Genomic DNA, 12286 nt, shown 5'->3' on the forward strand with positions numbered 1-12286 from the left:
TAGAAATGACAAAGTGGCAGAATCTTAAACGGAAAGAAATTTTTATGGAAGATATCTAAAAACATATAGGACCTTTTTCATGATCTATTGTCTTTAAGCTAAAATAACAGCTAAAATCCATCTAAATATGTTCAAATGCCTGTTCGCGAAAACCCCTAAGGACCTGTATGGCTGGTTTGGAGATTATTCTTCCTGGACGGAACTGGCCGCAGAAAGCAGTGGATATGGCGCAGAAGTGATCCTTGAAAAAACAAAAAATGCGATCCTGAAAGTGAAAAATGGCGAAGCAGTCTATGAAAGAGATTCCGTAAATCTGCCCAAAAAGGAATATCCATTCCCCCTAATCTCCTTTTTAATGCATAGTGCAGCCTCAAAAAGGAAACCGCTGAATGTACTTGATTTTGGTGGCTCATTGGGCAGTACTTATTTCCAGATTAGGGAATTTTTAACGGAGGGTGTTTGTGCCAGCTGGAATGTAGTAGAGCAGGAGCATTATGTGGCCTGCGGTAAAGCACATTTTGAAGATGATCAGCTGAAATTTTATCCCAGCATTGCTGAAACATTAAAAGCCAAAGAAATCGACCTGGTGATCCTTTCATCAGTGGTACAATACCTGGAAAAACCGCATGAGTTTTTGAAAGAACTGGTGGCCTATCAGTTCCCGTTTTTATTGTTCGACCGCACCGCTTTCCATCATGGAGATCAGGATCTACTCTGCCTACAAATTGTATCACCACAAATATATTCAGCTTCTTATCCATCCTGGTTCTTTAACCAGCAGGGATTTTTGAGCCACTTCCAGAATCATTACCAGCAGATCGCAGAATTTCCTTCTTATGTAAAAGGAGAAGAAGCCATGCTGATCAATGGAAAAGAACTGGGTTACGACAAAGGTTTTTACTTTATTCATTCATCAGGTTATGCTTAAATTCTGTACGCTTTTTAATACCACCTATCTTTCCCGTGGCTTAGCCATGTACCATTCTCTGGAGCAGAATTGCCCGGACTTTCATTTGTATGTTTTTGCATTTGATGCGCATTGCTATGAGCTGCTGTCGAGCATGGCGCTCCCAAAGATCAGCGTGATCTCCCTGCAAGAATTTGAAAATGAAGCACTGCTGGCAGTAAAACCAGGGCGGACTGCACAGGAATACTGCTGGACTTCCGCTTCCTCTACAATTAAGTATTGTATAGAAAGTTTTAACCTGGACCATTGCACTTATGTAGATGCTGATCTGTTGTTTTTCAGCAATCCACAGGTTTTAATGGAGGGGATGGGTGAAAAATCTGTGCTCATCACTGAACATCGCTACACACCTTGTTACGACCAGTCTGCTAACAGCGGCATTTATTGCGTACAGTACATGACCTTTAAGAATACACCAGAGGGCTTGGAGGTGCTGAATTACTGGGTAGATTCTTGTTTAGAATGGTGTTTCAATAGGTTAGAAGAGGGGAGGTTTGGAGACCAGAAATACCTGGACAACTGGACGGAGAAGTTTTCCTGTGTACAGGTATGCCAGCATCTCGGTGCAGGCGTTGCGCCCTGGAATATTCAGCAGTATACTTTTAAGACAAAATCAGGAAAACCACGCGGTGTGGAAATAGCCAGCGGTCGGGAGTTTGACCTGGTGTTTTACCACTACCATGGCTTCAGCTATTCTGTGAAAAACAGCTATATGCTGACACATGCAGCGTACCAGCTTAGCAGAAATCAAATCAAACAGATTTACAGACCTTATGTATCGGCACTTTCTATCGCCGAGCGAAGTATCAAAAGCGCAGACCGCAATCTGATTCCACATGAGATTAATAATGAAATGGAGTTGATCACCAGGGTTTTAGGGCGTTTCCTGATTTTTACGCTCCTGGGATATTATAAAAACTTATACACCAAAAGATCTTTTCAGTATGGCTTTATATATTAATAAAATGTAACGGTAAGGATCTTCAATAAATTAGTATTTTAGTCGCCGACTAAAATACTAATATGTGGGATGTTAAAGGTCAGGGATTTACATTGTTCAAGATAGGGGTGTTGTGGATGATGATTGTACTAGGTGGCTGTAAAAAAGAAGCGGCGCAAAGTCAGAAGATTAAACCCCCGGTCAGGTCTTATGTAGTCACTGCAAGGATAGATAAAAAAGGAACAAATACAGACTCGGAAGGTACTGCAGTATTCAAGGGAGATTATGATCAGGGAACAAAATTATTGAGGTATACACTGGAATATGAAAAAATAGTGCCCGAACAAATCAGTTTGCGAAATGGAGTAAAGGGCTCAAAAGGAACTTTAATCCGGGAATTGTATAAGCCGGGAAGTACCCTACTAGGAGCTCAATTGTCAGGTTCCATTGTATTGACACCCCTGCAGGAACGAAACCTGCTGAAAGGATACTGGTTTGTAGCGATCAATACTTTACAGCGCGCTCCCGAAATTTCAGGAGTACTTACCTTGAAACAAAGTTAAGCGTCGCATGGGTAAAGCAGAGATGAATACTGGGCCTGATGATGATTTATTGCTGATGGATGCCATCAGGCATAAAGATAGAAAGGTGTTTGAAGCCTTTTATAAAAAGTATTACCGACAACTGTTTATCCTCGCGTTTAGATACGTAGGGAGAACGGAAGCCGCAGAAGAAATTGTACATGATTTGTTCATTAATATATGGAATAAAGCCGGTCAGTTAAATATTCAGTATGCCATGAAAAGCTATTTGTTTCGGTCAATTGTTAATGCATCCCTGAACTTCCTGAAAAAAGAAAAGCAGGATGCCGCAAAACAACTGACATACCTGGCCGATCAGCTGCCTGAAAATCCAGAGGAAGAAAACCTAAACAAAGAAGAATTGTTGTTGAAAAACCTGGAAGAAGCGCTGGCTCTTTTACCGCCGAAATGTAAAGAGGTGATGTACCTGAGTCGCTTTGGTAAATTGAAACAACAGGAAATTGCCGACCAGATGAATATCTCGTTAAAAACAGTTAAAAACCATTTGACATATGGCTTTCAGAAGTTAAGGGAACACCTCGGAAAGTCTGCAGCGCTCTTGCTGGCGATAGTTATGTTCCTAAAAACGCTGTTACGTTAAACCGCCTGTTATGAAAAATTTTGAAACAAATGAATCGTTTATTTTTTCCCTGATCATTGAAGATCTCGAAGAAAAGATTAGCGCGGAAAATAAAATAATTCTCCTCCAATGGAGGAATGCAGACCCGGAAAATGAAAAACTGTATCAGGAATTTTTAGGGGTACAGATCAATCTGGATAAATTGATGGAACGGCATGAGCTGGATGCGCATCATTCCTGGACAGTGCTGGAGGAGAAACTCAACCAGTCTGCATCATTCTTTTCGCAGCATAACGAGCCTGTACCACCCTTGAAAAATAAGACACTGCCTTATTTCTGGATCAAAATAGCAGCCATGTTTTTGATTTTATCAACGCTGGGCTACGGTTACTTCTTTTGGAAAAATAAGGATGTGGTGATCAATACCGGAACGGCAGTACTCACCAATGTGGTGCTTCCTGATGGTACAGACTTGAAACTTAATGCCGGAACGAGCATTAGCTACAGTAAAAACAACTTTCTGGCGGACCGTAAACTGGTGCTGATCAAAGGTGAGGCCTTTGTTCAGGTGGCCGCCAATACGGCATCGCGTTTCAGAGTGGAGCTGGGAGATGTACAAGCGAAAGATATTGGTACCCGCTTTAACATCAGTAGAAATGAAAATCAATCTACAGTAACCGTCGAAGAAGGGCAAGTAGAATTATGGGAATATGGAACCGAAAGAAAAGTAAATCTGACCGCAGGTAAACTGGGTATTTACGATGTCAGGAATAAAACATTGATGGCCATCGATAATCCTGACCCTAACTTTAAGGCATGGCTGGATAAGAGTTTCGTCTTTAATGCTGCTCCACTGCAGGAAGTACTGGAAAAACTAGGCTCCGTTTATCAGATTAAGATAGAGATGGAAGGGCAGGTGCTGAAAGATAGAAAGCTGACTGCCAAATTAAAATATCAGCAGCTGGATAGTGCCTTAGCAGTAATTGCGGCCTCTTTAGATTGTAAATTGATCCAGCGCAATGGTACGTTTGTTTTAGCTGGTAAATAATGACTTTCTATTTTCGGACGCTGATATGCCTTTTACTATTACTTGCTGCGGGAACAACGGTTGTCTGTGCCCAGCATGAAAGTGTACTTGATCAGCCGGTCAGTATTCAGGTGCCTGCAGATGGTCTCATCCGCGTGTTGCAGCTGCTGGAAGAAAAAGCAAAATGTAATTTTGCCTTTGATCCAGACTTATTGCGAAATAAAAAATCAGCAGCGCTGAATGCTGTTCAAAGACCATTGTCAGAGATTTTAAGTCAGCTGTTATTTGGCTCGAATTTAGGATTTAAGCGGGTAGGAAATGACATTGTCATTAGCCCCCTCAAAGAGAAGAACTGGATCATTAGCGGTCATGTGCGTGACCAGGCGAGTGGAGAAGTCCTGATTGGAGCCACTGTTTACCTGCCCAAGCTTGGTCTCGGGATCAACACCAATCCATACGGTTTCTTTTCTTTGTTTATTCCTGAAGGCGTTCATCAGTTAATGATCTCCAATACCGGTTTTCAAACGAGGGAAGAACCGATTCGTTTAGATCAGGATGTACAGCTCAATATCGAACTAGCCTTAAAGACCAGCCGCTTAGCAGAGGTAGAGATAAAATCCAGTAACCTTAGGCCAAACCCCATTCTTTTAAATGAGCAGAATTTAGGGCCTGCCCAGTTGAATAATGCTGCTTATTATGCGGGTGAAGTAGATGTAGTGAAAAGACTGCAGATGCAGAACGGCATAAAATCATTGTCGGAAGGTAGTTCCGGCTTGTTTGTAAGAGGAGGGAACTCCGATCAGAACCTGATCCTACTCGATGAGGCCATCGTGTATAATCCTTCTCATTTATATGGACTGGTTTCTGTTTTTAATCCGGATGTGGTCAATAATATCCAGGTGTTTCGGGATTATATCCCTGCTAATTTTGGTGGCCGCCTCTCCGCTGTAGTTATTAACCGCATGACCGAAGGGAATAATAAACAGTTTCAGCTGAGCGGAGGACTCAATTTCCTTTCGGCGCGCATTGCCGCAGAAGGACCGATTGTAAAAGATAAGGGTTCTTTTATCGTCGCTTTTAGAAGGAGTTTATTGGATGTTTTCCAAAGTAAGTTTAAGCTGTTCAATCCTTTTTCTGTGTATTACGACATCAATGCAAAGGCGAATTATAAGCTCAACCAGAACAACACCATTTTCTATTCTGTCTATGCCGGAAAAGATAAACTACTTTCTGAAGACGCATACACCAACAACTGGGGAAACCTGACTTCCACCTTCCGCTGGAACCATATTTTTAATTCCACGATTTTTCAAAACGTATCCCTGATCTATAGTAATTACAATAACCTGCTGGATTTAAACGCAGATACACTGTCTCAAAAAATACAATGGCAAACCCGGGTAAGGGATGTCACCCTGAAAGCTGATTATACCTATTACCTGAATCCTCTGAATCAGATTAAGTTTGGCGGCTCGGCCATCTATCATCAGTTTAATCCTGGTGAGGCGAAACAATCTCCAAATGATGAGTTCAATATTCCTGGAGATCAGAGTCTGGAAGCAGCGCTGTACTATGCTCAGCGCCTCACTTTAAGTTCGCATTTTGAATTGGATTACGGCCTTCGTCTGAGTTTATTTAAAAACAATGAAATGCGTAATAACGTGTTTGACGACCAGGGGAATCGGATAGAAACGCATGAGGTTAAACTATTTGTAAAGCCAGAACCTCGTCTCAATCTGAGTTATCTGCCAACTAAAGACCAGCGTTATTTCTTTACGTATAACCGGAATTTTCAATACCTGCAGCTGATTCAAAACAGTACACTAGCATTTTCTTCTCTGGAGCCCTGGATCCCAGCGTCAAAAAGTATCAAGCCACAGCGCTCAGACTATTTTTCTCTGGGATACCAATATAGGCCTAGCCGATATGTCTGGTCGGCAAATGCCTATTACAAGCGGATGGAAAATCAACTGGAACTGACAGACCATGCACAGATCATCAAAAATCCTGAGGTTAGGCAGCAATTGAAATCAGGAATGGCAAGGGCTTATGGGATGGAATTGGAGCTGACCAAATCGGAAGGGCAGTTTTCCGGTACCCTTGCCTACAGTTATTCCAGAGTATTTCGAAAAATAGAGTCACTCAACTTCGGAAAGGAGTTTGTAGCCAATTATGACATCCCTCATGAGTTGAAGATCACGGCCAAATACGATATGACTAAAAAACTGTCGTTACAAAGCTTCTTTATCTGCTCAACAGGCAGGCCATTGACCCTTCCCGTTGGCTATTACCAGCATGATGGCTTGAATGTGCCTATCTTTGAAGAAAGAAATACGGCGAGATTTCCAGTGTTCAGCAGACTGGACCTTTCCGCACAGTACCAGTTTAAGAGCAGAATAGCTGGCGAACGATTCTTGTCGAGCGTGCTGTCTGTTGGTGTTTACAATCTTTACAACCGCAAAAACCCATTGTATTACCACTTGAATCCTTCTGTAGTTGAAGCAAAAAAGAGTAATATTGAGTATGGTTTAGGGATTTATCCATGGATAGCCTACAGTTTTAAAATTTAGGATGAAAAGACATCGATTAACTTTAGTGCTATTGCTCTTAGTGGGCCTTTCCAGTTGTAAGAAGGCACTGGACGAGCGGTTTCTATCTCCCAAGCGCCAATACGATCTTGCGGTAGAAGGGGGCTTCAATACCCGTGTCTCTACCCAATCTATCCGTTTAACTAAACCTGCTTTAACCGTAGATGGACAGCCTACGCCTGTTTCAAAAGCGGTTGTCAGCGTTAATGACGGTAAATCGGAAATGACCTTTAAAGAATCCAGTACGGCCGGAGTTTATACCGCAGTCAACAAAAATGAACCGAATTATAACGGAGCTTATAAACTAAAGGTGGTCTATAACGGACAAACCTATACTGCAGTGGATACTTTAAGGCAAGTAGTCAATATCGTGGATGACTTCCTGCCGCTTTCTACCCAGTTACTTCCAGACGGAATGTATGCAGGCACGATACCAAAACATACTTTCGGCTATCTTAATCCTAATAAATGGCTGATTTCCTATAAGGATATCCCACAATGGAATCCCGGGAAATTCGACCAGTCTAAATATTACAGTTATACCCATTTTCTGGGCTCCCCAAACTCACTGTATCCACTCAATAATCTCAAAAGAGATTTTGTATTGGGTAAAGACGATTACCTATACATCTATAAAATCTCCCTTTCCGAGCGTTATGCCAAATACCTGTATGATGTGTTCATGGAGACGGATTGGAATGGATTGTTTTCTGCGGTACCGGTTAATGCCACTGGAAATCTGACTGGAAATGCACAGGGGTATTTCTATGCAATAGATGTGGATGCTGGAAGGTATAAAGCATCTGAACTTTAATTATGGCCTTGATATTGCAGTAATGCTGTAAGCAACGTAATATGGAAAAGGAAAAATCAGTAAAAAAAATGTGGTGGAAATGGCTGTTGGGCAGTTTAGGGTTGATCTTACTGCTCATTGGCGGACTGGCAATATACTTCAGTGCCAGATGGAAACCACTCCTCTCTGAGAAAATTAAAACAGGGATAGCGCAAGGCTCAGCAGGACTTTACCACCTTGATTTTAAAGACATTCACCTCAACTTGCTGACGGGTACTGCTTCCTTAGATGAGGTCAGCCTTGTTCCTGATACCGCAGTATTTAACCGGTTAAAAGCACAAGGCGCTGCACCAATCCATATCTTCCAATTGAAAGTAAAAAAGGTTCAGGTTAACCATCTGGGCTTGATGAATGCTTACTTTAAGAAAAAGATTCATATCAATAGCATCGTCCTGGATCAGCCTTCCATCAATATGCTGCATTACCAGCTGAAAAAAAAGAAAAAAGATACCAGCAGCAAGACCATTTATCAGTTGTTGTCCAAAAGCTTAAAGTCTCTTGATATTGATGCCATCAGGGTTGTAAATGCTGATTTTGATTATGTCGATGGGCTCAGCAATAAACCTTTGCACCGCATTAAAAAACTCAACCTGAATGTCAAGGACCTATTGATCGACTCGCTTTCGCAATTCGATAGCACCAGATTTTACTATACAAAAGACATCTCTTTTGAAATCACCGGCTATCAGTCTAAAGATAAAATGTACCTCAGGAAAATAGATACGATTTCTGGGTCTGCAGCGAAGAGAAATATCCTCATTAAGGGCTTTAAAATGACGCCATTATATCCTGATCTGGCATTCAGCCGGATGCATAAATATGGTAAAGATCGCTACGACCTGGATTTTGACAAAATTAGCTTTACTGGAGTCGATTTCCTTTTATTGAACGACGAAAGGACCTTTCATGCCGGCAAAATTACTTTAGGTCCGGCAAAAGCAGGGATCTTTTTAAATCGTGAATTGCCTGCTCCACCGAATCTGGATAAAGGGAAAAATTTCCCGCACCTGGCCTTAAGAAGATTGGCCATTCCAACACTGGTGGATACGCTGAAGATCGACAATATCGATGTGGCCTATACAGAATACAATCCAATCAGCCAGAAAAGAGGAACGATATACTTTCAAAATTTAACAGGGAATGTCCTCAATGTAACCAATGATTCACTTAGTGTGGTAAAAAACAACCATGCCATTGCCAATTTAACGGCCTTGGTCATGAAGAAATCGAAGATCAACATTAAGATTGATTTTAGTTTGACGGATCCAAATGGTGCTTTTCATTATTCAGGTGCAGTGGCACCTATGCATTTGCCAGATTTGAATGTAGTATCAAAACCATTAGGCCTGATCGAAATTGAATCCGGCGAAATGCAAAAAGTAGATTTTGATATTCAGGCGAATAGAACGGGCTCAAAAGGAAAAGTTCATTTTTATTATACCGATCTGAAAGTAAAGCTGCTCAAAGAAGGAGAGGATGGTGCTGCACCAGAGAAAAGAGGATTGCTTTCCTTTCTGGCCAATAAGCTGCTGATCATCGATGCGAATCCAACAAAAGGAGAAGCCCCGAGAACGGCACACGTCACCTTTGAGCGCTCTCCGGCAGCCTCGTTCTTTAATCTACTCTGGAAAGGGGTGTTTATTGGAATGAGAGAAAGCGCAGGTCTGGGTATCGTGCCTGTTAAAACTCCTGAAAAAGCAATGGAAGCGATTAAGGATAAGAAAGAGGAGCGGAAAGAGAAAAGAGCGGAGCGCCAGCAGAAAAGAGCAGAACGAAAGAAAAACAAGACATAAAAAAAGTATATTAGAATATCCCGTGTATCGCCTATGATCGAAAAAATCCGCAAGCAGAAGAAAATATTGATCCGAATTGGCCTTGGTGTACTGGCACTTGTGCTGATCATGGCCCTGACTTCCAGATATCTTGCCCATAAGTTTAAGCCCTTAGTTAAAGCACACATCAAAGAATTGGTGCTGCGCTCTACTGATAGCCTATACCATATCGAGTTTTCTGGCATCCGGATGAATCTGCTCACGGCAAATGCTTCCCTGACAGGGGTAAAGGTGATCCCTGATCTGCGGGTTTTCAAGAAGCTGATCGCCTTAAAAAAAGCCCCGAATAACGTTTATCACCTGGAACTGGAGAAATTGGAAATCCGGAATTTCCACCTCTATACTTTTCTCAGGCACCGGAAGCTAGACATTACCCAGCTGCGCTTAGACCGTCCAGATGTGGTGATGGTGAACCAGCAGTTTGATTTTAATGAGGATAAGCTCAGCAGACCAAATATTTCCCCTTTTGATTACATTTCCGAATACCTCAAAGAGTTGGCCATCCACACGATCGATCTGAACAACATCAGCTTTAAATATGTCAATAATAACGGGGAAAAACCAAGGGTGGATTCCGTAAGACATCTAAACATCACGCTGAAAGATTATTTAATAGATCCCCATTCTGCTACGGATAAAAAAAGGTTATACCTGCTGAAAGATGTGGTTATTAAATTGAACAATTATACCTATGCGACCCCGGATAGCCTGTACCACATCCGTTTAGATCAGCTGGATTTCTCTGCAGCTTCTGGAAAATTGAATATTCAAAGTCTGGGGGTGGTGCCAAGATATAACGAGATGGAATTTGCGAAATCATTGGGCTACTCCAAAGACCGCTATGCCATCCAGATGAGCGACCTGAGCCTGGAGGGAATTAATCTTCCGTTATATATCCTTAAACAGGAATTGCTAGCTAAAGAAATGACGGTTGCCAATGGTTCGGTGAGGGTATTCAACAATAAAGCACTGCCTAAGCTGATCACAGAGAAGATCGGACGCTATCCGCATCAGCTGCTGCAAAAGGTACAAGGTAAATTGACGATCGAAAAGTTGAACCTGAGTAATGTAGACATCAGCTATTCGGAATATGATGAAGACAGTCAGCAGAAAGGAACCATTACTTTTGAAAACACTTCCGGGAGTTTCAGTAATGTGACCAATATGCCAAAATATAAAGCGAAGGATCCATGGATGACGGCCAATCTGACAACTTACCTCATGGGGCGGGGGAAACTGGACGTAGGCTTTAAATTTAACCTGGAGGCCAAAGACGGTGCCTTTTCTTATGCTGGTTTACTGGGAAATATGGATGGTCGTTCCTTAAACCGGATCACCAGACCATTGGGAATGATTGCCATTAAAAGCGGGGATGTGAAAAGAATGGAGTTTCAGGTGGACGCCAACGACCGTATTGCAAATGGATTTATGAAATTCGAATACAACAACCTTTCCGTCAATTTACTGAAAAGAGAAGAAGGCGAGAATCGTTTGGTGAGACAGGGTTGGATGTCTTTTCTAGCCAATGCGATCATTTTAAATCCTAATAACCCGAGTAAAGAAGGCATATTGGTCACTGCAAAAATCCATGAAGAACGCGCAAAGAATGGCTCTTTTTTCCACTTTATCTGGAAGTCCTTATTGCAGGGCATCAAGCATAGTGTGGGCATTACAGAAGCCAAGGAGCAAAAGATTAAAACTCAGATTGCCACATTTGAGCAGATCAAGCATGATCGCGAGGCCAGACAGGTCAGAAGGGAAAAGCGAAGATTACAAAGAGAAAGAGCGAAAAAACACAAAAATTGACGACAGACCGGGAATTGCCTGCCGCCAAATTTGATTCCACCTTATTTGTTAACTTTTAATAGTTTTCCGGCAAGGTCTTCCCAACGGTAATATTGGAAAGTCTTGTCATCACTCATGGCTACAAATAAACCATGCTGGAAGTCTTTATTTAATGGCTTCGAGTAGGTCTCAGAGCCATCGCTATTATTCGTCGATACTGGAATGCTGGTGATCAATACATGGTCGTGCGGGCCCGATTTACCTTCCCTGTTGAAGACCTGGAAATGGTTTGCCGCCTGATCAGATACCAGAATATATCCTGTAGAATCTGATGTTTTATAAATGCTGATGCCTTCATTATCTTCTTTAAATCCGGTCTTGGCAAATAGCGCCAGTTCTTCATTTCCTTTCGCAGGATCTGCATGGTATTTTCTAACGCCAAACTGCTCATCAGAGTAGTAGATGTAGCCCAGCTCATTGTCTACCGCAATAGACTCGATTTCTTTCTTGCCGCTATATTTACCAAATTTTCTCTTCAAGCTGGCTTTTAATTTCCCTGTGCCGTCATCTTCCAATAGGTATTGCCATAAATAACCATCCTTCGGGCCATTTTTACGGCCAACAATCGCATAAATCTGACCTTTAGGATTAGTATACATGGCGATACCCATCAGGTCGCGGTACATTTCTTTAGTCTCCCCCTCAAACATCTCCAAACCGCCATTGTCGATCGGTTTCAGGTCTGGCAAGGAGAATATACGAAGTTTATGTGTCATTCTTTCCGTGGTCACAGCGATGTCGGTCTTTTTGCCACCCAGGTTCAATCCATAAGCGACATCCACATTGTTCGGTCTTTTCAAACCACTCACCACTTTATCTTTGATCACTTTACCTTGTAAATCGTATACATACAGACCGCCATTTTCGTCTTTATCAGTACCAATAACTAAGGATTTTGAGGAATCTGCCGGATTTACCCAAATGGCAGGATCATCGGAATCAAATTGTACCGGATCTGAGGTGTACAGTGGTTTTATGGCTGCGGGATCTTTCTGTACAGAGGAACAGGATACATGAAGCGTCAGCAGCAGCGCGGAAACAGAAAGGATAAGATGAGGTTTGTTCATTTTTAT

Annotated in this window: 10 protein-coding genes; 9 read left to right on the top strand and 1 reads right to left on the bottom strand. The window is 42.0% G+C overall.

Annotated features, from left to right (window positions below; genetic code table 11):
* The first annotated feature begins 127 nt into the window (after window positions 1–127).
* The 9 genes from H9X96_RS07115 (at window position 128) to H9X96_RS07155 (ending at window position 11174) form a co-directional block, all read left to right on the top strand.
* Window positions 128–928: a TIGR04325 family methyltransferase gene (locus H9X96_RS07115; protein ID WP_187665637.1), complete on the top strand. Its 801-nt coding sequence runs from the start codon at window positions 128–130 to the stop codon at window positions 926–928.
* Entirely contained in the window at window positions 921–1928 is a 1008-nt protein-coding gene (locus H9X96_RS07120) for a glycosyl transferase (RefSeq protein ID WP_187665638.1), read from the top strand. The genes H9X96_RS07115 and H9X96_RS07120 overlap by 8 nt, the downstream gene beginning before the upstream one ends.
* Window positions 1929–1990: 62 nt before the next feature.
* Window positions 1991–2470, top strand: a complete 480-nt coding sequence (locus H9X96_RS07125) for a hypothetical protein (protein WP_187665639.1) — start codon at window positions 1991–1993, stop codon at window positions 2468–2470.
* A gap of 7 nt (window positions 2471–2477) precedes the next feature.
* Complete coding sequence (locus tag H9X96_RS07130; RefSeq protein ID WP_255431032.1) at window positions 2478–3089, top strand: RNA polymerase sigma factor; 612 nt, start codon at window positions 2478–2480, stop codon at window positions 3087–3089.
* Between the two features lie 10 nt (window positions 3090–3099).
* Entirely contained in the window at window positions 3100–4116 is a 1017-nt protein-coding gene (locus H9X96_RS07135; protein ID WP_187665640.1) for a FecR family protein, read from the top strand.
* The gene (locus tag H9X96_RS07140; protein ID WP_187665641.1) at window positions 4116–6665 is read left to right on the top strand and encodes a TonB-dependent receptor; all 2550 of its coding nucleotides are present in this window, start codon (window positions 4116–4118) and stop codon (window positions 6663–6665) included. Before H9X96_RS07135 ends, H9X96_RS07140 begins: the two co-directional genes overlap by 1 nt.
* A gap of 1 nt (window position 6666) precedes the next feature.
* Window positions 6667–7497 (top strand): hypothetical protein, encoded by an 831-nt coding sequence (locus H9X96_RS07145; protein ID WP_187665642.1) that lies wholly within the window; start codon window positions 6667–6669, stop codon window positions 7495–7497.
* Window positions 7498–7538: 41 nt separating this feature from the next.
* Window positions 7539–9329 (top strand): hypothetical protein, encoded by a 1791-nt coding sequence (locus H9X96_RS07150; protein ID WP_187665643.1) that lies wholly within the window; start codon window positions 7539–7541, stop codon window positions 9327–9329.
* A gap of 33 nt (window positions 9330–9362) precedes the next feature.
* A complete protein-coding gene (locus H9X96_RS07155) occupies window positions 9363–11174 on the top strand; it encodes a hypothetical protein (RefSeq protein WP_187665644.1) in 1812 nt (603 codons plus the stop codon).
* Window positions 11175–11215: 41 nt separating this feature from the next.
* Here H9X96_RS07155 and H9X96_RS07160 read toward each other — a convergent pair whose 3' ends face one another.
* Entirely contained in the window at window positions 11216–12280 is a 1065-nt protein-coding gene (locus H9X96_RS07160; protein ID WP_187665645.1) for a phytase, read from the bottom strand.
* Between the last annotated feature and the right edge of the window lie 6 nt (window positions 12281–12286).

The sequence above is a fragment of the Pedobacter sp. N36a genome, assembly GCF_014472395.1.
Lineage (GTDB): Bacteria > Bacteroidota > Bacteroidia > Sphingobacteriales > Sphingobacteriaceae > Pedobacter.

Coding starts and splice junctions, on each gene's coding strand:
- H9X96_RS07115 (WP_187665637.1), top strand. CDS start 128: ATGTTCAAATGCCTGTTCGCGAAAACCCCTAAGGACCTGTATGGCTGG.
- H9X96_RS07120 (WP_187665638.1), top strand. CDS start 921: ATGCTTAAATTCTGTACGCTTTTTAATACCACCTATCTTTCCCGTGGC.
- H9X96_RS07145 (WP_187665642.1), top strand. CDS start 6,667: ATGAAAAGACATCGATTAACTTTAGTGCTATTGCTCTTAGTGGGCCTT.
- H9X96_RS07150 (WP_187665643.1), top strand. CDS start 7,539: ATGGAAAAGGAAAAATCAGTAAAAAAAATGTGGTGGAAATGGCTGTTG.
- H9X96_RS07160 (WP_187665645.1), bottom strand. CDS start 12,280: ATGAACAAACCTCATCTTATCCTTTCTGTTTCCGCGCTGCTGCTGACG.
- H9X96_RS07125 (WP_187665639.1), top strand. CDS start 1,991: ATGTGGGATGTTAAAGGTCAGGGATTTACATTGTTCAAGATAGGGGTG.
- H9X96_RS07130 (WP_255431032.1), top strand. CDS start 2,478: ATGGGTAAAGCAGAGATGAATACTGGGCCTGATGATGATTTATTGCTG.
- H9X96_RS07135 (WP_187665640.1), top strand. CDS start 3,100: ATGAAAAATTTTGAAACAAATGAATCGTTTATTTTTTCCCTGATCATT.
- H9X96_RS07140 (WP_187665641.1), top strand. CDS start 4,116: ATGACTTTCTATTTTCGGACGCTGATATGCCTTTTACTATTACTTGCT.
- H9X96_RS07155 (WP_187665644.1), top strand. CDS start 9,363: ATGATCGAAAAAATCCGCAAGCAGAAGAAAATATTGATCCGAATTGGC.